This is a genomic window from Sphingobium sp. LMC3-1-1.1 (genome assembly GCF_040676285.1).
GTDB lineage: Bacteria > Pseudomonadota > Alphaproteobacteria > Sphingomonadales > Sphingomonadaceae > Sphingobium.
Genome location: NZ_JBEGHQ010000078.1, coordinates 123,560 through 146,534, shown reverse-complemented (window position 1 = coordinate 146,534; position 22,975 = coordinate 123,560). Strand labels below are relative to the sequence as shown.

The following is a 22,975-nucleotide window of genomic DNA, read 5'->3' as shown; positions in this document are numbered from 1 at the left end:
TTAATGCAAGATGATGGCGTATTTCACCAGTAAATTTCGTCTGACCGTGTTTATTTCAATAGTTCGTCTTCATCGCCTTCACCATCCTCTGCCACCATGCTGGCGCGCCGATACGGTGAACGGTCTGGGGAGCGGGCGCTATCGTTCTAAGATCAACCGGGTTTGAAGCGCCATAAAGCGCAAGACCGGCCAATGTCGCAAAGGCCGGACCGCTATGTGCCTCCGGCATGGCGGCGAGGCCGCGCGGCCGCCCGATCCGCACCGCGCGGCCCAGCGCACCCTGCGCATAGTCGGCAATGCCCTTCATTTCGGCGCCGCCGCCGGTCAGCACGACCTGCCGCCCCGTGGGGGTGTTGAAGCCCATGCCGGCGAGCGCCGCATTCACCTCCACCATGATCTGGTTCAACCGCTCGCAGATCACCGCCACCAGAGCGGCGCGGGTAATCTTGCCGCCATCGGCGTTGGGGCCCGCGCTTTGCCCCGGAATGGCGACATCGCCATGCGGCGCCGCGATCTCTATCATGTCCCGGAAATCGCGGCGGTTCTGCATCGCGGATCCGTAGAAGCATTTGATCCGCTCCGCCTGGCTGCGGCGAATGCCGAAGGCCGACGCTATGTCGTCGGTGATGTCGGACGCACCGATGGGAATGCTGTGCAGCCCGACCAGCATGCCACCCGCATAAAGCGAGACATTGGTGACGCCCGCGCCCAGTTCCACCAGCGCGACGCCCAGGTCGCGCTCTTCCTCGGACAGGCAGGCAAGGCCCGTGGCGATGGGAGAAGCGACGATGGAATTGACATTGAGATAGGCGCCGCGCACGCAAAGGTCGAGATTGGCGAGCGGCGCCCCGTCGGCCAGCACGACATGGATATCGACGCCCAGCAGGTCCGCATGCATGCCCAGCGGCTTCTTCACCGGCACACGGCCGTTGATGGTGAAACAGGTCGGCTGCGCATGCAGAACCACGCGGCCGTCCGGATCAATCCCCTGCTGGCCTGTGGTCAGAAGGTCATCGATGTCCGCCTGTTCGACGCGATAACCGCCCATGTCGCGCTCGACGGTGACGACATCGCTGACCAGCGAACCGCCCGAAAAGCTGACCCACACATCCTCGATATTCGTGCCCGCGACGCGTTCCGCCTGTTCGACGGTTTCCCGCACGGCGAGTTCGGTCCGTTCCATATCCGCGATGAAGCCGCGCCGAACGCCCCGGCTTTCACGCTGCCCGGTGCCCAGGATCGCCAGTTCGCCATTTTCGGTGCGCCCCGCGATCAGCGCGGACACTTTCCACGATCCGATGTCGATCGCGGTGACGAACTTCTCGACCTTGGGTTGGGCCATGGGGGTTCAGCCTTCCTCGCCCTTGGCAGGCGCTTCGGCGCTCGCGGCGGGCTTGTCGCCGGACTGGCCGCTTCCCTGCCCCTGCGGCAGGCGCAGCACGAAACGATCGGGATCGCGCATGTCGAACTTCACGATACCCCGGCCCAGCAGGCGGTTCACCCCGTCCATCCGCGCGAAATTGACCAACGCCGTAGCCGACGGCTTGTCGCCTTCGGGCAGGGACAGCGTCTCGCCCGATTGAAAGCGCAAGTCCCAGCGCCGGTTCCCGACCCAGGTGGCGCCCGCCAGCATCGGTTTGAGCGCAGGCGCATTTTCCATCAGCCTGTTGAGACCCGCGGTCTGCAGATTGGCGTTGGGGCCAACGACCAGCGGCAGGTCCGGCATCGCCCCTGCCGATACCGATTGCAGCACCACGCCGGCCACGTCGATCAGGTGAAGCTGCCCATCATGCTGCCACACCGCAACCGGATCGCGCTCGACGATGTCGACCACCAGCGTATCGGGCAGGCGACGGGAAATGCGCGCATCCTTGACCCAGCCGAGCTTCAGCATGTCAGCCCGCACCCTGGGCAGGTCGAGCGAGAGCATCGACCGGCTCACCTGGCCAAGGGCGATATTGTAGATGGGCAGTTCGTCCATCCGCTCGACGCCGCGCACTTCGACTTTCTCGACCTCGAAGCCTGCCTTGGCCGCCAGTTCGGACGCCTTCTGCCCGGCCATGGCGGGAAGGCCCGACCAGATGGCGATACCCACCAGCGCCGCCAGCACGATACCGACGATCGCCCAGCTCGCCATGCGCTGGAGCGTCTCCTCGCTGACCGGCAGCAGGTCGATCAGACCGTCGATCCAGCTCCGCTGCTTGACCGAACGTCCTCGCCCACCGCTGCGGCCGCGCGTGCCGGTCGTGCGCGCCAACCGCGCCGTTCCGCCACGCCGGATGCGTGCTTCAGCCATGCTTCGTCCCCCCTGCGCTCTTCAGCGCGTCCTCGACTATACGCTCCACCAGCTCGGCATAGTCAATGCCCAGCTTCGCCGCCTGTTCAGGCACCAGGCTGAGCGGCGTCATGCCCGGCTGCGTGTTCACTTCCAGCAGGAACAGCCCGTCGATCCCCTGTTCATCGTCCCAGCGGAAATCAGCCCGCGACGCCCCCTTGCAACCCAGCAACTGGTGCGCGCGCAGGGCAATGGCCTTGCAGGCTTCGCTGATCTCCTGGGGAATATCGGCGGGGCACACATGCTCGGTCATCCCGTCCGTATATTTGGCGTCGAAATCGTAGAAACCGCTTTTCGGACGCAATTCCGTGACCAGCAGCGCTTCGTCGCCCAGCACGGCGGTCGTCAGTTCCCGCCCGCGAATATAGGGTTCGGCCAGCAACTCTTCGAAATGCAGCCACGGACCCTCGACATCCCGGCCGATCGGCGAACCATGATTGCCGTCCCTGGTCACGATGGCGACGCCGACCGAACTGCCCTCATTGACCGGCTTCACCACATAGGGGCGCGGCAGGGGATCGCCCTCGAACAGGCTTTCGCTGCGGACGATATGCCCGCCGGGCATGGGGATGCCATGGGGCACCAGCGCCTGCTTGGTAAGCTGCTTGTCGATGGCGATGACGGAGGTGGCGAGGCCCGAATGGGTGTAGGTGATGCCCATCAGGTCCATCATCCCCTGCACGGTGCCGTCCTCGCCGGGAACGCCGTGAAGGGCGTTGAACACCACGTCCGGCCTCACCTCCGCAAGGCGCAGCGCGATGTCACGATCCATGTCGATCCGCGTGACCCTGTGGCCACGCGACTCCAGCGCCTTGGCGACACCCTCGCCCGACGAAAGCGAAACCGGCCGTTCGGCGGACCACCCCCCCATCAGGACGGCAACATGCCAGGGGCCACGGGTCATCTGTCTTTTCCTTCAACCAGCTGAACGCCCACCCTTTGAATTTCCCATTCGAGGTCGATGCCGCTCTTTTCCTTCACCCGGCGGCGGACCTCCTCGCCCAGCGCCTCGATATCCGCGCTCGTCGCGTCGCCCAGGTTGAGGAGGAAATTGGTGTGCTTTTCCGAAACCTGCGCGCCGCCCTGTCGCAGCCCCCTGCACCCGGCCTGATCCACAAGCTGCCAGGCCTTGTGCCCATCGGGATTCTTGAAGGTCGAGCCGCCGGTCTTGCTGCGAAGCGGCTGGCTTTCCTCGCGGGCGGCGGCGATGCGATCCATTTCCGCCTGGATGGCCGCCGGCTCGCCAGGAACGCCCCGGAAAATGGCACTCACCACGACCGCGCCGTCGGGAAGGGCGCTGTGGCGGTAGGTGTAGCCCAGCGCGTCGATCGGCAGCGTCACCCGTTCGCCCGACCGCAGAACAACATCGCATTCCACAAGGATATCGCACGTCTCACGGCCATAGGCGCCCCCGTTCATCCGCACGAAGCCGCCGACCGTGCCGGGAATCGAGCGCAGGAATTCAAGCCCCGCTATGCCCGCGTCCCGCGCCGTCGAGGAAACAAGGATGCCCGATGCTCCTCCCCCGCAACGCAGGCTGGTCGCATCGACCTGCTCCACCCTGGCGAATGGCTTGCCAAGGCGCACCACCACGCCCGGAACCCCGCCGTCGCGCACGATCATGTTGGACCCCAGGCCCAGCGCCATCACCGGAATCGCAGGGTCGAGCCGCGCCAGAAAATCAGAAAGATCGTCCGCGTCCTTCGGCTCGAACAGCCATTGCGCAACACCGCCCGCCTTGAACCAGACGAGCGGCGCCAGCGGCGCATCGGCCCTGAGCGAGCCGCGAACCGGGGGAAGAGACGTGACCGCCAGCGTCAATCGCGCATCCCCCAGAGCCGCATCCAGCCCTTCATCGCCTTCACACCCGCTTCGCCCGCCCGCCCGGCGGCGGCCCCGGCGTCCACATTGCGCTGCGCCGCGTCGACCATCTGCTGCGCCACTTCGATGCCCTGCATCTGGAGGTCGATCATGCGCTTCTGCATCTCGAGGCCAACATTGAACAGCTCGAACATCAGGCGGTTTCCTTCTCCGCAACGGCGGAGGCAAGGCCCGCCGCCCATTTGGTGATGTCGCCCGCGCCAAGGCAGATGATCATGTCGTCCGCCTGCACATCGGCGGCGATCAGGCGGGCGAGATCGTCCGCACCCTCGACCGTCGCGGCGTTGCGATGGCCCCGGCGCTTCAGCCCCGCGACCAGTTCCGCGCTGTCCACCCCTTCGATCGGCTGCTCGCCGGCCGGATAGACCGGGGCGGCATAGACGATGTCGGCGTCGTTGAAAGCCTGCTGGAACTCATCCATCAGGTCGCGCAGACGGGTGAAGCGATGCGGCTGGACCACGGCGATGACCCGGCCTTTCGCTCCTTCGCGTGCGGCGGCCAGCACAGCCCTGATCTCGACCGGATGATGACCATAATCGTCGATCACCGTCGCGGTACCGCCCCCGACGGCGATTTCCCCGACTTTGGTGAAGCGCCGCTTGACCCCGCCGAACTTGGCGAAGCCGGTCTGGATCGTCGCGTCATCGATGCCCATCTGCAGCGCCACGCCGATCGCCGCCATGGCGTTCAGCACATTGTGGCGGCCCGGCATCGGCATTACGATCCCCTCGATCCGGCGCAGCGATCCGTCACGCTCACGAATCTGCACATCGAAGCGGTTGCCGCCCGGGATCGGCTGAACATTCTCGCCGCGAATATCCGCCTGGGCGGAGAAACCATAGGTGACGATGCGCCGGTCCTGCACGCGCGGCAGGATCGCCTGCACCTCCGGATGGTCGAGGCAGAGCATCGCCGCGCCATAGAAGGGCACATTCTCGACGAACTCGACAAAGGCATCCTTCACCTTGTCGAAGCTGCCATAATGATCGAGATGTTCCGGATCGATATTGGTGACCACCGCCAGCGTACCGTCGAGGCGCAGGAAGCTGCCGTCGCTCTCGTCGGCCTCCACGACCATCCACTCGCTGTTGCCCAGCCGGGCATTGGAACCGTAGCTGTTGATGATGCCGCCATTGATCACGGTCGGGTCCACCCCGCCCGCGTCCAGCAGCGCCGCAACCATGGAGGTGGTCGTGGTCTTGCCGTGCGTGCCCGCGACAGCCACGGTGGATTTGAGGCGCATCAGTTCCGCCAGCATTTCCGCGCGACGGATGACGGGCACGCGGCGTTCCAGCGCCAGATCGACCTCGGGATTGCCCTTCTTGATCGCGGTGGAGGTGACGACGACAGCAGCATCGCCCAGATTTTCGGCCTTGTGGCCGATCATCACCGGAATGCCCTTCTTGCGCAGTCCCTCGACCACATAGCCTTCGGCCACGTCGCTGCCCTGAACCTTGTAACCCAGATTGTGCATCACTTCGGCGATGCCGGACATGCCTATGCCGCCAATGCCGATGAAATGGATCGTGCCGATGTCGGTGCCGACACCCTTCATGCGCGGGATTCCTTATTCATGAAACAGGGAGAACCTTTCAGGCCGAGATTGCCGGACTTCACGCGGGAACCCCCTGCAGATTGAGGCTTGCCGGGGTCGGCCCGACCTTCACCGGATCGTTGATGATCGGCGCCGTGCCGATGCTTTCCAGCAGATCCGCCATGTCGCGTGCCGCATCGGGGCGGCCGCAGGCGCGGGCGCGTTTCGCTGCGTTCTGGAGCGCGCCCGGTTCCAGCGCCATCTTCTGCATCTGCTTGGCAAGCTCGACCGCCGTGAAGCGCGCCTGCGCAATGGTGCGCGCGCCGCCGGCCTCGGTCATTTCCCGGGCATTCGCGGTCTGGTGGTCGTCCATCGCGCTCGGCAGCGGGATCAGGATCGCGGGCCGGCCTGCACAGGTCAGTTCCGCCAATGTGGATGCGCCCGCACGGGCGATCACCAGGTGCGACCAGCCCAGCTTCTCCGGCACATCGTTGAAATAGGTCGCCAGGTCCGCCGGGATTTCGAGGTCGGCGTAGAGCTTGCGCACCCGCTCGATATCCTCGGCGCGGCATTGCTGCGTCACCTGCAGGCGGCGGCGAAGGCTGAGCGGCAACATGCCCAGCCCGTCGGGCACGACGCTGGAAAGTATTGTCGCACCCTGGCTGCCGCCGATCACCAGCACGCGGAACACGCTTTCATCAGTCAGCGCGGGGAATTCCTCCTCGCGCAATTGCTTCACTTCCTCGCGCACCGGATTGCCGACCAGATGCACCTTGCCGGCATAGCGGTCCTTGAGCCGCCGGACGTCGGGATAGGCGGTCGCGATCGCGTCGACCCGCCCCGCCAGATAGCGGTTCACCCGGCCCAGCACGGCATTCTGTTCATGAATCGCCGTCGGAATGCCGTCGGCCAGCGCGCCCAGCAGCGCGGGCATGGCCGGATAGCCGCCGAAACCCACCACGGCCGTCGGACGGAAGGTCTCGTTCAAACGCCGCGCCATCGCCCGGCCTGCAAGGATCGCCTTCACCGCGCCCGGCCAGCTCTTCGGATTCCTGGTCATGCGCCCCGCCGGCATGACATGGACCTGCGCCTTGTCGAAAATGCCGGGAATCTTGGCGCCGCGCTCATCCGTCACCAGCGCGACATGGTGGCCGCGCAGCATCAGTTCCTCGGCGACGGCATGCGCCGGAATCATGTGCCCACCCGTCCCGCCGGCGGCGAGGACGAAGTGTCGGGAAATACTCATCGACCACTCCATTTGACGACCGTGTGCCGACCCATGAAGGGATTGCGCCGCGTGAACGCGAGCAACAGGCCGACGCCGATACAAAGCGCCAGCATAGAGGAGCCGCCATAGCTGATAAAGGGCAGCGTCATGCCCTTTGACGGAAATATCTGCGCATTGACGCCCATGTTGATGATCGCCTGCAGCCCGAATTGCGTGGTGAGGCCCGCCGCGGCGAGGATCGTGAAATTATCATCCTCGTCCAGCATGCGCAGAAAAACGCGCACGACGATCGCCAGATAGACGCAGGCAATGCCGATGCACGCAAGCAGGCCGAACTCCTCCCCGATGACGGAGAAGATATAGTCGGTATGCGCTTCGGGCAGGCGGAACTTGTTCTGTCCCCCGCCCGGACCCACGCCCAGGAAACCGCCATGGGTGATCGTGCGGAAGGCCAGCTCCGTCTGGTCCGGCCCCATATCCTGTGCAACGCCGATCCCCAGGAAGTCGTTGATCCGCTGGCGGCCATTCTCGTAGAACATGTACATCAGCACCAGGCCGCCGAGCCCCACGCCCGCCATCGCGCCGATGAAGCGCATCGAAACGCCCGACAGCAGCAGCAGGCCACCCCAGCAGGCAAGGAAGATGACCGTCTGGCCGAAGTCCGGCTGCTTCATCAGGATCGCCGCGATCAGCAATGTCAGCGCGCCTGTCAGCGGGATCACGGGCAATGTCATGTCCTTGCCGCGCAGCGACAGCAGCCAGGCCATGGTGACGACATAGACAGGCTTCAGGAATTCCGACGGCTGGAACCGGAAACCCGGCAGATCGATCCAGCGCTTGGCGCCGTTCACGACCGAGCCAAGCACCGGCACCAGCAACAACGCCACGGCAAAGACGACGCACAATATGAAGGCCAGCCTGCGCGCCTGCGTCCGGGGCAGCATGGAGATCACCAGCATGATCGGCAGGCCGATGAACACCCACATCAGCTGGCGATAGAAATAGATGAGCGGCGTCACCGAAACCGTGCTGGTCGACCGATCGATCGCCGCCACCGGGGACGCCGCCGCCACCGCCACCAGCCCGATCGCCATCAACGCGACGATCAGCGACAGCAGCACGCGGTCGATTTCCCAGAACCAGATGGCCAGCGCCGTGCGCTCCCGCGGGACGGTGCGGTTCCTGAATTCCTTTACAAGATCGCCTGCCCTCGACATGCCCCCAGGTTCCTCCGCTTCCCTTTATTCCAGCGCGGCCACGGCAGCGACGAAGGCATCGCCTCTCGCCTCGAAATCGCGGAACTGGTCGAAACTGGCGCAAGCGGGCGACAGCAGCACCACATCCCCCGGCTGGGCCACCCGCGCCGCCCGGCGAACGGCGGCCGATAGCATCTCGCTATCGTCCACCGCCATATGCGATCGCAGCAGTTCGGCGAACATAGCGCCCGCCTCACCGATGGTATAGGCATGGGCGACATTACCGAAATAAGGTTCGCACTCGTCCAGATTGTCGGTCTTGGCAAGGCCGCCGACAATCCAGTGCAGGCGCGGCCGCCCATCGATCGGCGGATAGGCGGCGAGCGCAGGGGCGGTCGAGGCAGCGTTGGTCGCCTTGCTGTCATTGACATAGAGGACGCCGTTCAACTCGCGCACCCGCTGCATCCGGTGGGGCAGGCTGGCATAGCTTTGCAGGCCCTTTTCGATCGCCGCTTCATCGATGCCGAGCGCGCGGGCGACGGCAATGGCGACGGCAGCGTTCTGGGCATTGTGCGGGCCTTGCAGCGCGGGCCAGCTGGCCTGGCGGCTGGGATCGATGTCGGCGGCTTTCACCGCCATCACGCGCTCGTCGTCGGCTGCGCGGGAATGACGCACGGACGACAGGATCGAACGGCTCGGTTCATCCTCAGCAGCGATCACCGCGATATGATCGCCCGCCTGCATTTCAAACAGCCGCGCCTTGGACGCCACATAGCCTTCAAAGCCATTATAGCGATCCAGATGATCGGGCGTGATGTTCAACAGCACCGCCACGTCGCAATCGAGACTGCGCGTCAGGTCGATCTGGTAGCTGGACAGTTCCAGCACATAGACGCCGCCGTCGGGCAGCGGGTCCTGCCCCAATATGGGCAGGCCGATATTGCCGCCCATCCGAGTCGGAATGCCCGCCGTCTCGATGATGTGATGGACCAGGGCCGTCGTGGTGGACTTCCCGTTGGTCCCGGTGATCCCGACCACCCGATGCTTCGGCAGGGTGGGACGGGCAAGCGCGAACAACTCTATGTCGCCGACGACCGGCACGCCCGCGAGCTTCGCATGCATGGCGATGGGATGCCTGTTGAGCGGAACGCCCGGCGAAACCACCACGCCGTCAAAGCCCTTGAGGTCGATTTCGGTGGGGTCAGCCAGTTCCGCCTTGCCCTCGACGGCGGCACGCGCCTCGTCCCGACTGTCCCAGGCGACGACCTGCGCGCCGCTGGCGGCGAGGCATTCGACCGTCGCCAGCCCGGACCGCGCCAGACCCAGCACCGCATATTTCCTGCCTGCAAAGACGTCCGAAACGATCCCCATGGCGCTCACCGCAACTTCAGCGTGGCAAGGCCGGCCAGCGCCAGCACGAAGGAAATGATCCAGAAGCGGATCACCACGGTCGGCTCAGCCCAGCCAAGCTGCTCGAAATGATGGTGGATCGGGGCCATCTTGAAGACCCGCTTGCCGGTCCGCTTGTAGAAGAAGACCTGGATGATGACCGACATCGCCTCCACCACGAACAGCCCGCCAATCACGCCCAGCACGATCTCATGATGCGCGGTAACGGCGATCACGCCAATGGTGCCGCCCAGCGCCAGGCTGCCGGTATCGCCCATGAAAACGGCGGCAGGCGGCGCGTTGAACCAGAGGAAGGCCAGCCCCGCCCCGATGATCGCTCCGCAAAGAATGGTGAGATTGCCCGCCCCCGGCACATGTGGAATGCCCAGATAATGGGCAAAGTCTGCGCGCCCGACCAGATAGACGATCGCCATGAACGCCATGCAGGCAATGATGACCGGCATGGTCGCAAGCCCGTCCAGCCCGTCGGTCAGGTTGACCGCATTGCCGAACGCCACGATCACGAAGGCGGCGAAGAGGAAATAGAACGGCCCCAGCTCAATTGCCGGGCCGTTGTAGAAGGGCAGGTAAAGCGCGGTATTGCCATGCTGGTTGACGATCAGCCAGGCGGCGAAACCGGCGATCAGAAATTCGAACGCCAGCCGCATCTTGCCCGAAAGCCCCTTGTGGCTGGCCTTGGTCACCTTGTCATAATCATCGAGGAAACCGATGGCGCCAAAGCCCAGCGTCACGAACAAGCAAGCCCAGACATAGATGGACGACAAATCCATCCACAGCAGCACCGACGACATCACCGACGTCAGGATCATCAGCCCGCCCATGGTCGGCGTGCCCCGCTTGGCCAGGTGGGTCTGCGGGCCGTCGTCGCGAATCGGCTGGCCCTTGCCCTGCCGCACGCGCAGCCATCCGATGAAGCGCGGCCCGATCAGCAGGCCGATGATCAGCGCGGTGGCGATCGCCGCGCCGGCGCGAAAGCTCAAATAGCGGATGAGGTTGAACACACCCGCGAAATCCATTGTCTGGGCAAGCCAGTAGAGCATCAGTTCTTCGCTTCCTGTAGCGCGGCCACGAGGCGCGACAGGCCGATGCCGTTCGACCCCTTCACCAGGATCGCATCGCCCGCGCGTATTTCATTTCGTACAAGATCGGTTGCCCTGGCGGCGTCGGGGACATGGTCGAAGGGCATGGCGCCTCGCAGCGCCTGGGCCAACGGCTCCATCTCCTCTCCCACCAGAACCGCATAATCCACCTTCCCCGCGGTCAGCGGCTCGACCAGCGAGGCGTGCAATTCGCGGCTGCGGTCACCCAGTTCGCGCATCCCGCCCAGCACAGCAATGCGCCGGTCCGCCTGCTCGCGGCCCAATTGCTTGAGCGTCGCCGCCATGCTCAGCGGATTGGCGTTGTAGCTTTCGTCGATCAGCAACGCCTCGCCACCCTCGACCGGCAGGATGCTCCTCTGCCCCCGGCCCGGCAGGCCCGGCATTTCCGCCAGCGCCAGCCCCGCCGCGGCCAGGTCGCCGCCCAGCGCCTCGACCGTCGCCAGCACCGCCAGCGCATTGGAAACCCAATGCTCGCCCGGCGCGCCCACGGTCAGGCAGAGCTCCACGCCCGGCAGCGCCGCCGTGACCAGCGTGCCGCCACCCGCCGCAGGCACGGTTTCACGCGCGCGCACGTCCGCCTGCGGATCGAAGCCGAAGGTCAGGATGCGCGCCGCATGCTTCTCCGCCTTGGCATAGAGGGTCGCGACATGCGGGCTGTCATAGGGGATGACCGCCGTGCCGCCCGGCTCAAGCCCCTCGAAAATCTCCGCCTTGGCCTCCGCGATCTTCTCCTCGGTGCCGAAAAATTCGATATGGGCCGGCGCGATGGCGGTGACGATGGCGACATGCGGCCGCACCTGCCGGGTCAGCGCCGCCAGTTCACCGGCGTGGTTCATGCCCATCTCGAATATGCCAAAGGCCGATTCGCGGGGCATGCGCGACAGGCTGAGCGGCACGCCGACATGGTTGTTGTAGCTCTTGACGGACCGGTGAACCGCCCCCGGAAAGGCGCGGTCGAGCGCATGAAACAGCGCTTCCTTGGTGCCGGTCTTGCCCACCGATCCGGTGACCCCGATCACCTTGCCCTGCATCCGCGCGCGCGAGGCGCAGCCAAGCGCCTCCAGCGCCGCCGCGCTGTCGGGCACCAGCACATGGGGCTGGGCGATCGGCTGGCTGACGATGGCGCCCGCCGCACCCTGACCGAAGGCCTTGTCGACGAAGCGATGGCCATCGGTCGCCTCGCCCTTCATCGCCACGAACAGATCGCCGCCTGTTACTTCCCGGCTGTCGAACGCCACGCCAGAAACGGCGAAGGGCGCCGAAGCGACGCCCCCTGTGGCCTGCGCAATCTCTTCCTGGGTCCAGAGTGCGCTCATCCGGCGCATTCCCGCGCTACGGTCACATCGTCGAAGGGCAGCACCCGATCCCCGATGATCTGGCCCTGCTCATGGCCCTTGCCCGCCAGGAGCACGATATCGTCCGCGCCCGCCTGCGCGATGGCGGCGGCGATGGCGGCGCGACGTCCGCCGATCTCCTCCGCCCCCGGCGCGCCCGCCATCACGGCTGCGCGGATGGACGAAGGCTCTTCCGAACGGGGATTGTCGTCAGTGACGATCACATGGTCGGCGAGCTCCGCGGCCACCTTGCCCATTTGCGGCCGCTTGCCCGCGTCGCGATCGCCGCCCGCGCCGAACAGGGCGATCAGCCTGCCCCGCGTATGCGGCCGCAGCGCCTCTATGGCGGCGCGCAGCCCATCGGGCGTATGGGCATAATCGACATAGACCGGCGCCCCCGCGCGGGTGATGACCGCCCGCTCCAGCCGCCCGCGCACGGGCTGCACCCGGCCGAGCAGTTCCAGCACCTTGCCCGCATCCTCGCCGCCCGCGATCACCAGACCCGCAGCGGTGAGCGCATTGGCCGCCTGATAGGCGCCGATCAGCGGCAGGTTCACCTTGCAGGACTTGCCTCCAAGATCCTTGGCCAGCTCGACTTCCAGCGCCTGGCCCAACTGGGTCGGGGTGCGGTTGGCAAGACGCAATGCCTGCCCCTGCACCCCGACGCTCAGCACACGAAGCCCCCGCTTCGTAGCCCGCTGGAGAACCTTGTCCGACCATGCGTCATCGGCCCAGACGACCGCGGTGCCGTCGGGCGCGACGACCTCGTCGAACAGGCGCATCTTGGCTTCGAAATAGCTGTCCATGTCGCCATGATAATCCAGATGATCACGCGACAGGTTGGTGAAGGCGGCGGCCGAAACCGGCAGGCCTTCGGTGCGATATTGGGCCAGGCCATGGCTCGACGCTTCGAACGCGGCATGGCTGATGCCCTCGCGCTTCAGGCCCGACATGTTGGCAAGGAAGGTGACGATGTCCGGCGTGGTGAGCCCGGTGGACACCTGATCCACGGATGTCGTGACGCCCAATGTGCCGATGGAGGCGGATTTATGTCCCAGCATCCGCCAGAGCTGCCGGGCCAGTTCGACGGTTGAGGTCTTGCCGTTGGTCCCGGTGACGGCGACGGTCACCTCCGGAAACGGCGCGAAATAGCGGGCGGCAAGCTGGGCGAACAGGCGGCGGGGGTTGTCAGACGCAATATGCATCGCGCCTTCGACCTTGGCCTGCGGCCGGGCGACGACCGCCGCGGCCCCGGACTGCACGGCTGCGGGAATGAAGTCCTCGCCATTGACGCGCGCGCCCTGGAAGGCCCCGAACACCGTGCCCGGCGCCACCTTCCGGTTATCGATTGCGAAGCCCGACACCGGAACGTCCAGGGACGCTCCCATGTCGAGCTTCGCATCCAGCCCCTCGATTAGCGACCCGAGGCGCATTATTCTTTCTCCTTGTCGCCGTGCAGCAGCGGCATGAGATCGGAAATATCGACGTCGCGCCGCTCATCGGGCAACACGCCCAGCATCGGCCCGGTGCGCTCCACCACCCGCTTCACCACCGGCGCCGCTGTCCAGGCGGCCGTGCGCAGGCCATATTGGCCCGTCGCCTCGTCCATGGTGACGAGGACCACATAGCGCGGATTGTCCATAGGGAAGGCAGAAGCGAAGGTCGTCACCAGTGAAGTCTTGTTATACCGGCCTTGCTGAGGTTTTTCGGCCGAACCTGTCTTGCCGCCCACCCGGTATCCCTTGGCGTCGGCGGAGCGACCTGTACCTGCCGCCACGATCATGCGCAACAGCTGGCGCATGCGCGCGCTGGTAGCGGCTGAAAAGACGCGCCGGCCCTCCGGAACCTCGTCCGCCTTCAATTTCCGCAGCGTAGCAGGCCGCCAAAGTCCGCCATTCACCAGGGCGGCATAAGCCGAAGCGAGATGCAAAGGCGTTACGGCGATGCCGTGCCCATAGGAAACGGTGAGCGTCGTGATCCGCCCCCAATTGGCCGGCCAGAGCGTGCCCGCCCGTTCGTTGAGTTCGATCGGCGCGCGCTGGTCGAAATGCAACTCGCGGAAAAGATGCTGCAAAGGCTCCGCACCCATCTGGTCGGCGATCCGGGCGGTCCCGATATTGGAGCTGTGCACCAGGATTTCGGGCACGTTGATCCAGCGGCCCAGCGGATGGTCGTCCTTGATCCGGAAACCCGCAATGGCGAGCGGCGCCGTCGCGTCATAGGTCTTCGACATGGACGTGACGATGCCACGGTCCATCGCCGCGCCGATCGACAGCGGCTTGAACGCCGAGCCCAGTTCATAGCGGGCCTGCACCATATGGTTGCAGAGCGGCGATTCGCTGCAATTCTTGCCCGCATAATCTTGCAGCTTGTTGGGATCGAACACGGGAATCGACGCCATGGCGATCACTTCGCCGGTATTGGCGTCCAGTATCACGCCGCCCGCCCCCTTGGCGCGGGTCTGGACGAGCTGGGCATAGAGTTCGCTCTCCAGCGCGCCCTGCACCCGGCTGTCGATGGACATGGCAAAGGGCTGGCCGCGCATCGCCGGATCGGTCAGCCGGTCGTTGAACGCCGCCTCCACCCCCATGCCGCCCTTGCCGTCGGCATTCGGCGCGAACCCCAGCAGATGGGCGGCCAGGGTGCGCTGCGGATAGAGCCGCTCCTTCTCACGCGGAAATTCAATGCCGATCTCGCCCAGCGCGTTCACGGCGGCCACCTCTTCCGGCAGCGCCCGGCGACGCAGATAAGCCCAGCCGCGGCCCGTCAACTTCTTGTAGAAGGCGCTTTCCGGTTCGTCGGGGAAGATCTCATGCAGCTTGCGCGCCAGTTCGGAGGGGTCTCCGATCAGCCGCGACGGCCGCACCGCGATCGAATAGGCGTCCATGGTACGCGCCAGCGGCACGCCGTTGCGGTCCACGATGTCGGCCCGCGCCGGAAGGCCGCCCATCACGTCGCCGCCACGCCCATTGCCGGCAAAGACCCCCACCCAGGTCAGGCGCAGGATCAATACCGCCGTGATCGCCATGAACAGGATCAGCAGCAGCATCAACCGGTTATGCGCGATCGCCGTCAGGTCAACGCGCTGCTTGCCTGCTCTCGCGCCGCCCGGCTGGACGATGATCGTCGCCATTTAGCGGTCCCCCTTGGCGCGCTCGCGCTTCGCCTTGGCACTGATGTCGCCCAGCGTACTGTCGTCAAGCAGCTTCGCGTCCAGCATCGCCATCCGCTCAGCGTGGCGGACGACGGGATTGGGCTTGGTGGTGTCGGCGTCCTCCTTCGCCTTTTCCCTGGCGGTCTTGACGGCGGGCTTCGCGATCTTGTCGACATTGTCCGCGGCATGCGCCTCCCGGATGACGGCGATATCGCTGCGGATCTGGGTCGGCGCGGGGCTGGCGGGCGCAGCCTGCGGCGCGGACGGCAGGTCGGCGGGCGTCTCCACCATCGCCACCATCACCGGCGGCGCCACATAATCGGGGCCATTAGGCTGCACCCCGTCGAGATGCGCCAACGCCCGCTCGCCCGCCAGATATTGCTGGGCGGTGGGCGTCGCATACATGAAATCGTCCTGGTTCCAGCGCTCAAGCTGCCGCATGTTCGCCCGCGCGCTGAACTCGGTCTCCAGATAGCGGATGTCGGCCTTCGCCCGCGCGATCTGCGTCCGCACCTTCATCAGTTCGTTGCGCTCCGTCGCGACCTTCAGCGACACCATATAGGCGCCCAGCGCGCCCAGCGCGACGAGAAGGATCCAGATCAGGCTCTGCAATCTCTTGACCGCGATCATGAGCGGGAACTCCGGGGGGCAACAGGGGCGGACGTACGAATGGCGCTGCGCAGCGTGGCGGATCGGGAGCGTGGATTGCGCGCCAGTTCCGCCATGCCGGGCCGCACCGCCTTGGCGGGCTTTTCGAAAGTAGGCGCCGGCCCCGACTGGCGCTGGGGCAGATGCCGTGATCCGCTCGCCTCGCTGCCGCTGCGGTTGCGCAGGAACTGCTTGACGATGCGGTCCTCCAGGCTGTGGAAGGTGACGACCGCGAGCCGGCCGCCCTCCTCCAGCATCGCTTCGGCCGCCTCCAGCCCCCGCTCCAGTTCCTCCAGCTCGCGATTCACATGGATGCGTATCGCCTGGAAGGTGCGGGTGGCCGGGTCCTTCTTGTCATGCGGCTTGTGGCCGAGCGCCTTGCGCACCACGCCGGCAAGCTGCCCGGTGCGCTCCAGCGGCCGCGCCTCGACGATCGCCTTCGCCACGCGGCGTGAGCGCGGCTCCTCGCCATAGCGATAGAGGATGTCGGCAATCTCCTGCTCAGGGGCATTGTTCAGGAAATCGGCGGCGCTCATCCCGCTCTGGCTCATCGTCATGTCGAGCGGGCCGTCACCCTGAAAGGAAAAGCCCCGCTCCGGCCGGTCGAGCTGCATGGAGGACACGCCGATATCCAGCGTGACACCGGAAACGGACGCCACGCCCCGTTCCGCCATCGCTTCTTCCATCCGGGAAAATTCTCCGGCGATCAGGGTGATACCCTTTTCGTCGGCCAGCGCCCGCCCTTCGCGAATCGCGTCGGGATCGCGGTCGAAGGCGAAGACCTGCGCGCCCTTGTCCGCCATGGCGGCCGAATAGCCCCCCGCGCCGAATGTGCCGTCGACATGAACCTCGCCGGGGTTGATGGCGAGGGCACGAAGCACTTCGTCGAGGAGCACCGGAATGTGGCGGTCAGAGTCCTGGGCAAGGCCGGCGGAAACGCTCACTTGCCTCCTCCAGCCGCCCGCTGGTCCAGCCAGCGCCGGACCTTGTTGCGGATCAGTTCGGGCCGGTCCTTGCTGTCGACCAGCGTTTCCGGCTTCCAGATCTGGATGTAGCGGCCCACGCCATAGAAGAAGACGGCGTCGGTGATGCCATATTCGTCCTTGATGTCGGGATGCATGGCAAAGCGGCCGCCTTCGTCGAAGTTCACCTCCTCGATCGTGCCGAGACGGCGCTCCAGCTCCAGGTCGGCATCATAGGGGCGGCCCGCGGCGCGCGCTTCGCGGGCCAGTTCCTCGACCTCGGTGAACAGGTGGCGGCGATGCGATTCGCCAAAGGCCGTGGCGCAGGGGTTGCCGCCATGGACCGACAGGAAAAGTCGCGTTTCATTGCCGCTGGACAGCTTGATCTGCCGGCGCATCTCCAGGGGCAGCACGAAACGGCCCTTGCCGTCCGCGACGCTGAACGCGTTGCCCGTGTAGAGAATGACGTCCGACACTTTTCGACTGCTGCCCCTCTGTTCGCAGGGCGCAGGCCGTCGCCAGCCGAATTCGCGCGGAAGCGAACCGGCTCACAGGACTAGCAAAGCCTGACAAACCCCTATGGCTTTCAAATACCAAGCCACGGGGTTCAAGAAAAGGGATATTTTGGGAAAAGCCGGGAAATCCTGTTTTGTTCTGGTAATTAACCGTCTTTGAGGGGCGTTGGCTGGTCAAACTGTGGTGAAGAAGGGGCGGAAGGAGCCTTCCGATACGGCCTGAAAAGCGCCGTTCCCAAGGCTGCCCAGAAAATCCCGACGATCACCGCCCAGCGGACGGCCGTGACCAGGGCGTCGCCCGACCGCACCCAGCGCCGCCCGGCCGGAAGCGTGGCGCCCAGTGCATCCGCGACGAATTGCGGGGTATCAGCGGTCCACCGCTCCGGTTCAAGCGGCGCAGCGGGATCCGCCAGCCAGAGCCGGTCATCGACAAGGTCGGCGTCCGCGACCATGGTCACGCTGCCCTTGCCCACGCCGCAGCGCGCCACCAGTCCACGCCCGATGATGCGGCAGTCGGGTCCCGCATCCTTGAAACCGGAGGCCGCATACAAAGTGAGCACCCGGCCGTCTCCCAGGAAATGGCGCTTTTCCTCCGCCTCGGGCGGCATGAGCTTGACGCCCCAATATTCCATCATCGCCCCAAGCAGGGTGATGGCTGGCGGCCGCCGCCGGTCACCCAATGGCAATTCCATCGGCCAATGCAGTTCAGGATCCACCAGCAGCAAGGCCCTGCCGCCCCGGCTGATCCAGGCGTTCAGCGCCACCAGTTCGGCCATTGAAAAAGCCCGCGGCTGGGCCAGCAGGAGCGTCCTGACCCCGCTGGTTTCGAGCGAAAGCGGAGAATCGAGCGGCCGCACGTCGAACCGCTGGCGAAGGACGGTAATGATGGGAGCATCCACTTTGGCCTCGCCGCGCCAGAAAAGCGGCAGGCCGGTGATCACAGCCATTTTGGGAAGATGGGTCGCTGGCTGAACGGGGGGATCCCTGGCGAGCCAGCACATTGCCACGGCCAGCAAGGCCAGGCCGGCCCCGGCGATCCGCCCTGCCCCGGCTGTTGCAGGAGCCCGCAACATCAATCCCGCAATCACGGCCACCAGCACCACCGCAAGCAACCAGGTCAGCGGTACCAAGGCCGGCACGCGCCAGGCCGCCAGGAACAGGCAGGACAGCACCATCCCAACCGTCCCCAACCCGATCCACCAGACGGCGCCCTCCGTTCGGCGCCTCCCGATCAGAGCCGCCGCCGGAATCAACAGCAATGCCGGAGCCATCCACACGCGAGGATCGACCTGCCCGGTGCGCAACAGCGATGCCAGCCCGCCAAGCAGCACCAGCAGGCCCGGCGCAAGCAGAAGCAGAAATGTCCGCAGGGCAGCCTTCAAGCCGACGCCGCCGGCTCAGCGCGAAGCCGGCTGAATCTCACGATCCATGGGTTTCTTGAGATTGGGGTCCGGTTGCAGGTCGGGCACGATCGGCGCCTGTTCCGGGGCGGGCTGCACGCCCAGTTCCGCCAGGGGCTCCTTGGGCGACACCGCGTTCACGTCCAGCGTGGGAACGGTCGGCGGCGGCACCGTCGGATCATCGACCCGTGCCTTGTCGATCACGATATTCGCCAGACCCACGAGCAACACCACGCCCGCAAGCCCGGTCAGGCCTATCTGGACACGCTGCAACCCTTCCTGTTGGCGGGGTGTTTCAGCCATGAAGCGCTCTTTTTTCTCGCCGCCGCGACCCTTGTCGGCGCTCAACGAGTGTGCGCGAGCCAGGGGAAGACAGTCAAGCCCTTCGATTCGAGCCACTCGCGGTTGTAAAGCGTTGAAAGGTAACGAAATCCGGTATCGCACAGGATAGTGACGATCCGCTTGCCCGGCCCAAGCTGCTTCGCAAGCGCCACCGCGCCCGCGACATTGATGCCCGACGACAGGCCCAGGCACAGCCCTTCATCGGCCAGCAGACGCCGCACCCAGAGCAGCGCTTCCTCATCGGAAATGCGGAACTGCGTATCGATCGGCGCGCCTTCCAGATTGGCGGTGATGCGCCCCTGCCCAATGCCCTCGGCCACCGAAGACCCCTCGGCTTTCAACTCGCCATGGGCATAATAATTGTAGAGCGCCGCGCCATGAGGATCGCTGAGCGCAATGGTGATATTCTCATCATGCGCCTTCAGGCCCAGCCCCACGCCGGCGATCGTCCCACCCGTGCCCGCCGCGCAGGTGAAGCCGTCGATCTGCCCATCCATCTGCGTCCAGATCTCTTCGGCCGTGCCGATGATATGCGCCTTGCGATTGGCGATATTGTCGAACTGGTTGGCCCAGATCGCGCCTTCGGTCTCCTCCGCCAGCCGCCGGGACGTGTGGACGAAATGGCCGGGATTGGAATAGGGCGCGGCCGGCACCGTCACCAGTTCCGCCCCCAGCGCCCGCAGCGTGTCCATCTTTTCGCGGCTCTGCGTCTCGGGCATGACGATGATCGTCCTGTAGCCCTTGGCATTTGCCACCAGCGCCAATCCGATGCCGGTATTCCCCGCCGTACCTTCGACGATCGTACCGCCGGGCTGCAACAGCCCCTTTTCCTCGGCGTCATTGACGATGAACAGCGCCGCGCGATCCTTCACCGAAGCGCCCGGATTGGCGAATTCGCATTTGGCGTAAATGTCGCAACCCGTTTCTTTCGACGGGCCGGCAAGACGCACCAACGGCGTGTTGCCAATCAGGGCGAGACTATCTTTCTGAACCAGCATCGCCTCCGCATAGCGGACCAGACACGCGCTTGCCAAGCAACGGATTGATGACCGCGCGAAAGTCACGATTGTCGGCACCCGCGTTAAGCCTTGCATCATCCATCGTCCCAGAGCGGGACAGGCGCGATTCCGCAGAGGAACTGGCAAGGCTTTTCCCCTATGAGGAGCGCCAGCATGCGGATTTTCAGCGAAAAAAGGGGTCTGAAAGGCCTTTGGACGGCGGCAAGGCATGGCGTCGCCGTCATGCTTGTGCTGCTCGCGCTCGCAGCGCCTCGCCTGATCACCGCAGCGCCGCTGGACCTGCTGGCCGCCCGCGAGGCGCAGGATGATCCTGCCGAGAAGCCCGGAGAGAATTTCCCCGGATCAGCCTTCTTCTTCGCCCAGGGCGCCTTCGATCCCGTCCCCGGCGCAGCCACGCTGCAAAGCGAGCATGTGCTGGGGCTTGACGCCGTGCAGGCCGCCCCCGCCATGGCCTTTCGCGGCCTGACGGCGCTCGACAGCTATCGGGCCCTCAACTGCCTAACGTCCGCCATCTATTATGAGGCGGGCAGCGAGCCGGAGGAAGGGCAGCGCGCCGTGGCGCAAGTCGTCCTGAATCGCGTCCGCAATCCCGCCTGGCCCAAAAGCGTCTGCGGCGTCATCTACCAGGGATCTGAACGCACCGATTATCGCTGCCAGTTCACCTTCAGTTGCGATGGTTCCATGATGCGCGTGGCGGATACCGCTGGGTGGGCCCGCGCGCGCCGCATCGCCGCTCAGGCGCTTGCGGGCATGGTCTATCGGCCCGTCGGCCTCGCCACCTATTATCATACCCTGGCCGTGCGACCCGAATGGGCCGGCGCGATGCGGCCCGTAGCCGTGATCGGCGCGCATATCTTCTACCGTCCACCCGGCGCGGACGGCACGGCCGCCGCCTTCCGCATGGCCTATATGGGGCGGGAGACGCAGTCAGGGCCTGCTCGCTCTGTCTGGAAGGCGGACGCTCCCTTGCCCGCTTCGGCGGTGACAACCATCACGCCTTCACCGCCTGTCAGTGCGATTGCGCCGCCCCTGCCCGTACCGGGAACCAGCCTGCCGCAATCCGGCATCAGGCCCGAATATCGCAACAGCGGGCGTCCATTGATCTGATCGCCGCACCTTTTTTTGCAAGGCAGTCCGGATTTTTTACGGTTTCCATGGCGGAAACCATTTAAGTCTTTGAAATAATTTGAAATAAATTTCCGAACATTTTTCCCGACCTGCGGAACCGAATGCCGCCTCCGATGGTTCTGCACTGCGGATAGCAAATCTTTTGCCCCCCGCTCTTGCTATCCAAAAAAACATGAGCCCGGAACGCATCTCCCCCCCCGACGCGTTCCGGGCTCAGAACTTTTCGGGCAATCCACGCATATCAGAGATATTTTCGCTTTCGGAACGCTTTGCCGACCGGCGGGTTGTTTCCTGGTCACCGGCATAAGCCCCGGTTGAACCATGTCCTGCCCGCAACGCAGGACAAAGGCTCTCAAGAGGAGATGATGATGACCAGGAAGATATTAGCCGCGCTTTTGCTGACAGGTTCATTGATGGTCGCGGCATGCAACACGGTCGAGGGCGCCGGCAAGGACGTGCAAAGCGCCGGCCAGGCAGTCGAAAACGCCGCAAACTGATCATTGGAAAGGCTCGCTTCGCCGCGAGCCTTTTTCCCTTCAGCTTGCTGCGTCGGCTGCTTCGCCGGGAGCCATATCCTTCACCCGCTTCCTGTCAGTGAACCAGATGGCGATGATGGTGATTTCGTAAAGCGCCAGCAGCGGCACAGCGAGCATGAGTTGCGAAACGACATCGGGCGGAGTCAGGACCGCGGCAAGCACGAAAGCCGCAACGATCATGTAGCGCCGCAAACCGATCAGTTGCGACCGATTGACAAAACCGGCCCGGTTGAGCAGCATCAGCAGCACCGGCATCAGGAAACTGACGCCAAAGGCGAGGATGAACTGCATCACCAGCCCCAGATAGCTGTCCGCACTCGGCAACGCTTCCACCTGCAATCCGCTGCTGTTCCCCTGAAATTCGAGGAAGAAGTGGAAAGCCGTGGGCATCACCACGAAATAGGCAAGCGATGCGCCCATGGCGAACAGGAAAGGCGTCGCGATGATAAAGGGCAGCAGCGCCTTTTTTTCCTTCGCGTAGAGCCCCGGTGCGACAAAGGCCCAGAGCTGGTTCGCGATGATGGGGAAGGACAGGCAGAAGGCACCGAAAACCGCGATCTTCACCTGAACGAAAAAGGCCTCATAGAGCTTGGTATAGACCAGCCGCCCACCACCGTCGCCAAAGGCTTCCTTGAGCGGATGGACGAGGATCGCGAACAGTTGTTCGGAGAAATAGAAGCAGATGGCGCCCGTGATGAACAGCGCATAGACGCATTTGAGCAACCGTCCACGCAGCTCGATCAGATGGTCAAGCAGCGGTGCCTTGCTGTCGTCGATATCCTTCATGCGGCCGCATCACCCTTCCGCGCCGGTTCCTGCGCGACATAGGGTGGACCCTCGGCGGCCGGCCGGGCGATATGGGGCGGCGCTTCACTGGCAGGGGCAGCTTCGGCGACGAAGGGCGGGACGTCCCCGGATGATGTGGATGCGGCCGGCGCCGGCAAGGCTTCGCTTTCGCCGATGCTTTCAGACCCACTCATTTCAGGCCGCGCGGTTTCCGGCGGATGCTCATCCATGATCCGCTTGTTCTGCGCGGCCCATTTCTTTTCCAGCTCCTCCAGCTCGACCTCGCGAACCATCGCATCGATGCCGGTACGGAAATGGCGCGCCATGGACTGCGCCTTGCCCACGATCTGCCCCACCTTGTAGAGCGCGCGCGGCAGGTCTTTCGGACCGATGACGATCACCGCGATGATGACGATCACCAGAAGTTCAGACGAATCGATACCAAACATGCGTGCCTACAGCCCCGG

The 22,975-nt window shown here is 65.0% G+C and carries 23 protein-coding genes; 2 read left to right on the top strand and 21 right to left on the bottom strand.

Features of this window, described 5'->3' with window-relative positions:
* Positions 1 to 55: 55 nt before the first annotated feature.
* The 19 genes from ftsA to MRBLMC3_RS21815 all read right to left on the bottom strand — a co-directional run bounded on the left by ftsA (position 56) and on the right by MRBLMC3_RS21815 (position 20,037).
* Positions 56 to 1,342, bottom strand: coding sequence for a cell division protein FtsA (gene ftsA, locus MRBLMC3_RS21905; protein WP_025550635.1), 1,287 nt, complete (start codon positions 1,340 to 1,342; stop codon positions 56 to 58).
* Positions 1,343 to 1,348: 6 nt separating this feature from the next.
* On the bottom strand, positions 1,349 to 2,296 hold the full coding sequence (locus tag MRBLMC3_RS21900) for a cell division protein FtsQ/DivIB (RefSeq protein WP_133653712.1): 948 nt from the start codon (positions 2,294 to 2,296) through the stop codon (positions 1,349 to 1,351).
* A complete protein-coding gene (locus MRBLMC3_RS21895) occupies positions 2,289 to 3,239 on the bottom strand; it encodes a D-alanine--D-alanine ligase (protein ID WP_363739206.1) in 951 nt (316 codons plus the stop codon). The genes MRBLMC3_RS21900 and MRBLMC3_RS21895 overlap by 8 nt, the downstream gene beginning before the upstream one ends.
* Positions 3,236 to 4,156, bottom strand: a complete 921-nt coding sequence (gene murB / locus MRBLMC3_RS21890; RefSeq protein ID WP_363832322.1) for a UDP-N-acetylmuramate dehydrogenase — start codon at positions 4,154 to 4,156, stop codon at positions 3,236 to 3,238. Before murB ends, MRBLMC3_RS21895 begins: the two co-directional genes overlap by 4 nt.
* Complete coding sequence (locus MRBLMC3_RS21885) at positions 4,153 to 4,350, bottom strand: hypothetical protein (RefSeq protein ID WP_363739203.1); 198 nt, start codon at positions 4,348 to 4,350, stop codon at positions 4,153 to 4,155. Before MRBLMC3_RS21885 ends, murB begins: the two co-directional genes overlap by 4 nt.
* Positions 4,350 to 5,771 carry a UDP-N-acetylmuramate--L-alanine ligase gene (murC, locus tag MRBLMC3_RS21880; RefSeq protein WP_363832320.1) on the bottom strand — a complete coding sequence of 474 codons (1,422 nt, stop codon included), beginning with the start codon at positions 5,769 to 5,771 and terminating at the stop codon, positions 4,350 to 4,352. The genes MRBLMC3_RS21885 and murC overlap by 1 nt, the downstream gene beginning before the upstream one ends.
* Positions 5,772 to 5,829: 58 nt before the next feature.
* A complete protein-coding gene (murG, locus tag MRBLMC3_RS21875; protein ID WP_363756671.1) occupies positions 5,830 to 6,996 on the bottom strand; it encodes an undecaprenyldiphospho-muramoylpentapeptide beta-N-acetylglucosaminyltransferase in 1,167 nt (388 codons plus the stop codon).
* Positions 6,993 to 8,195: an FtsW/RodA/SpoVE family cell cycle protein gene (locus MRBLMC3_RS21870; protein WP_363739197.1), complete on the bottom strand. Its 1,203-nt coding sequence runs from the start codon at positions 8,193 to 8,195 to the stop codon at positions 6,993 to 6,995. Before MRBLMC3_RS21870 ends, murG begins: the two co-directional genes overlap by 4 nt.
* A 24-nt stretch (positions 8,196 to 8,219) precedes the next feature.
* Entirely contained in the window at positions 8,220 to 9,545 is a 1,326-nt protein-coding gene (gene murD, locus MRBLMC3_RS21865) for a UDP-N-acetylmuramoyl-L-alanine--D-glutamate ligase (RefSeq protein WP_363832317.1), read from the bottom strand.
* A 5-nt stretch (positions 9,546 to 9,550) separates the two neighbouring features.
* The gene (gene mraY, locus MRBLMC3_RS21860; RefSeq protein WP_133653704.1) at positions 9,551 to 10,624 is read right to left on the bottom strand and encodes a phospho-N-acetylmuramoyl-pentapeptide-transferase; all 1,074 of its coding nucleotides are present in this window, start codon (positions 10,622 to 10,624) and stop codon (positions 9,551 to 9,553) included.
* Positions 10,624 to 12,000 carry a UDP-N-acetylmuramoyl-tripeptide--D-alanyl-D-alanine ligase gene (locus tag MRBLMC3_RS21855; RefSeq protein WP_363832315.1) on the bottom strand — a complete coding sequence of 459 codons (1,377 nt, stop codon included), beginning with the start codon at positions 11,998 to 12,000 and terminating at the stop codon, positions 10,624 to 10,626. The genes mraY and MRBLMC3_RS21855 overlap by 1 nt, the downstream gene beginning before the upstream one ends.
* Complete coding sequence (locus MRBLMC3_RS21850) at positions 11,997 to 13,451, bottom strand: UDP-N-acetylmuramoyl-L-alanyl-D-glutamate--2,6-diaminopimelate ligase (RefSeq protein WP_363832312.1); 1,455 nt, start codon at positions 13,449 to 13,451, stop codon at positions 11,997 to 11,999. Before MRBLMC3_RS21850 ends, MRBLMC3_RS21855 begins: the two co-directional genes overlap by 4 nt.
* Positions 13,451 to 15,151 (bottom strand): peptidoglycan D,D-transpeptidase FtsI family protein, encoded by a 1,701-nt coding sequence (locus MRBLMC3_RS21845; protein WP_363832309.1) that lies wholly within the window; start codon positions 15,149 to 15,151, stop codon positions 13,451 to 13,453. Before MRBLMC3_RS21845 ends, MRBLMC3_RS21850 begins: the two co-directional genes overlap by 1 nt.
* Positions 15,152 to 15,802, bottom strand: coding sequence for a colicin transporter (locus MRBLMC3_RS21840; protein WP_363739187.1), 651 nt, complete (start codon positions 15,800 to 15,802; stop codon positions 15,152 to 15,154).
* Positions 15,799 to 16,764, bottom strand: coding sequence for a 16S rRNA (cytosine(1402)-N(4))-methyltransferase RsmH (gene rsmH, locus MRBLMC3_RS21835; protein WP_363832307.1), 966 nt, complete (start codon positions 16,762 to 16,764; stop codon positions 15,799 to 15,801). Before rsmH ends, MRBLMC3_RS21840 begins: the two co-directional genes overlap by 4 nt.
* Complete coding sequence (locus MRBLMC3_RS21830) at positions 16,761 to 17,258, bottom strand: division/cell wall cluster transcriptional repressor MraZ (protein WP_363739183.1); 498 nt, start codon at positions 17,256 to 17,258, stop codon at positions 16,761 to 16,763. Before MRBLMC3_RS21830 ends, rsmH begins: the two co-directional genes overlap by 4 nt.
* 185 nt (positions 17,259 to 17,443) lie before the next feature.
* Positions 17,444 to 18,679, bottom strand: coding sequence for a Gldg family protein (locus tag MRBLMC3_RS21825; protein WP_363832304.1), 1,236 nt, complete (start codon positions 18,677 to 18,679; stop codon positions 17,444 to 17,446).
* 15 nt (positions 18,680 to 18,694) lie between these two features.
* Positions 18,695 to 19,000, bottom strand: coding sequence for a hypothetical protein (locus tag MRBLMC3_RS21820; protein WP_133653697.1), 306 nt, complete (start codon positions 18,998 to 19,000; stop codon positions 18,695 to 18,697).
* Positions 19,001 to 19,041: 41 nt separating this feature from the next.
* Complete coding sequence (locus tag MRBLMC3_RS21815; protein ID WP_363832406.1) at positions 19,042 to 20,037, bottom strand: cysteine synthase A; 996 nt, start codon at positions 20,035 to 20,037, stop codon at positions 19,042 to 19,044.
* Positions 20,038 to 20,211: 174 nt separating this feature from the next.
* Between MRBLMC3_RS21815 and MRBLMC3_RS21810 the strand changes: the two genes are divergently transcribed.
* Together MRBLMC3_RS21810 and MRBLMC3_RS21805 are read left to right on the top strand one after the other, a co-directional pair.
* On the top strand, positions 20,212 to 21,165 hold the full coding sequence (locus tag MRBLMC3_RS21810) for a cell wall hydrolase (protein ID WP_414714677.1): 954 nt from the start codon (positions 20,212 to 20,214) through the stop codon (positions 21,163 to 21,165).
* A gap of 389 nt (positions 21,166 to 21,554) precedes the next feature.
* Positions 21,555 to 21,683 (top strand): entericidin A/B family lipoprotein, encoded by a 129-nt coding sequence (locus tag MRBLMC3_RS21805; RefSeq protein ID WP_025546951.1) that lies wholly within the window; start codon positions 21,555 to 21,557, stop codon positions 21,681 to 21,683.
* A 39-nt stretch (positions 21,684 to 21,722) separates the two neighbouring features.
* Here MRBLMC3_RS21805 and tatC read toward each other — a convergent pair whose 3' ends face one another.
* Together tatC and tatB are read right to left on the bottom strand one after the other, a co-directional pair.
* On the bottom strand, positions 21,723 to 22,508 hold the full coding sequence (tatC, locus tag MRBLMC3_RS21800; RefSeq protein ID WP_363832301.1) for a twin-arginine translocase subunit TatC: 786 nt from the start codon (positions 22,506 to 22,508) through the stop codon (positions 21,723 to 21,725).
* Complete coding sequence (gene tatB, locus MRBLMC3_RS21795) at positions 22,505 to 22,957, bottom strand: Sec-independent protein translocase protein TatB (RefSeq protein WP_363832298.1); 453 nt, start codon at positions 22,955 to 22,957, stop codon at positions 22,505 to 22,507. The genes tatC and tatB overlap by 4 nt, the downstream gene beginning before the upstream one ends.
* Positions 22,958 to 22,975 lie beyond the last annotated feature (18 nt).

Coding starts and splice junctions, on each gene's coding strand:
- MRBLMC3_RS21895 (WP_363739206.1), bottom strand. CDS start 3,239: ATGACCCGTGGCCCCTGGCATGTTGCCGTCCTGATGGGGGGGTGGTCC.
- MRBLMC3_RS21820 (WP_133653697.1), bottom strand. CDS start 19,000: ATGGCTGAAACACCCCGCCAACAGGAAGGGTTGCAGCGTGTCCAGATA.
- MRBLMC3_RS21850 (WP_363832312.1), bottom strand. CDS start 13,451: ATGCGCCTCGGGTCGCTAATCGAGGGGCTGGATGCGAAGCTCGACATG.
- murG (WP_363756671.1), bottom strand. CDS start 6,996: ATGAGTATTTCCCGACACTTCGTCCTCGCCGCCGGCGGGACGGGTGGG.
- tatB (WP_363832298.1), bottom strand. CDS start 22,957: ATGTTTGGTATCGATTCGTCTGAACTTCTGGTGATCGTCATCATCGCG.
- tatC (WP_363832301.1), bottom strand. CDS start 22,508: ATGAAGGATATCGACGACAGCAAGGCACCGCTGCTTGACCATCTGATC.
- MRBLMC3_RS21870 (WP_363739197.1), bottom strand. CDS start 8,195: ATGTCGAGGGCAGGCGATCTTGTAAAGGAATTCAGGAACCGCACCGTC.
- MRBLMC3_RS21845 (WP_363832309.1), bottom strand. CDS start 15,151: ATGGCGACGATCATCGTCCAGCCGGGCGGCGCGAGAGCAGGCAAGCAG.
- MRBLMC3_RS21885 (WP_363739203.1), bottom strand. CDS start 4,350: ATGTTCGAGCTGTTCAATGTTGGCCTCGAGATGCAGAAGCGCATGATC.
- MRBLMC3_RS21900 (WP_133653712.1), bottom strand. CDS start 2,296: ATGGCTGAAGCACGCATCCGGCGTGGCGGAACGGCGCGGTTGGCGCGC.
- murC (WP_363832320.1), bottom strand. CDS start 5,771: ATGAAGGGTGTCGGCACCGACATCGGCACGATCCATTTCATCGGCATT.
- ftsA (WP_025550635.1), bottom strand. CDS start 1,342: ATGGCCCAACCCAAGGTCGAGAAGTTCGTCACCGCGATCGACATCGGA.
- MRBLMC3_RS21855 (WP_363832315.1), bottom strand. CDS start 12,000: ATGAGCGCACTCTGGACCCAGGAAGAGATTGCGCAGGCCACAGGGGGC.
- MRBLMC3_RS21805 (WP_025546951.1), top strand. CDS start 21,555: ATGACCAGGAAGATATTAGCCGCGCTTTTGCTGACAGGTTCATTGATG.
- MRBLMC3_RS21815 (WP_363832406.1), bottom strand. CDS start 20,037: ATGCTGGTTCAGAAAGATAGTCTCGCCCTGATTGGCAACACGCCGTTG.
- MRBLMC3_RS21810 (WP_414714677.1), top strand. CDS start 20,212: ATGCGGATTTTCAGCGAAAAAAGGGGTCTGAAAGGCCTTTGGACGGCG.
- murD (WP_363832317.1), bottom strand. CDS start 9,545: ATGGGGATCGTTTCGGACGTCTTTGCAGGCAGGAAATATGCGGTGCTG.
- mraY (WP_133653704.1), bottom strand. CDS start 10,624: ATGCTCTACTGGCTTGCCCAGACAATGGATTTCGCGGGTGTGTTCAAC.
- MRBLMC3_RS21840 (WP_363739187.1), bottom strand. CDS start 15,802: ATGATCGCGGTCAAGAGATTGCAGAGCCTGATCTGGATCCTTCTCGTC.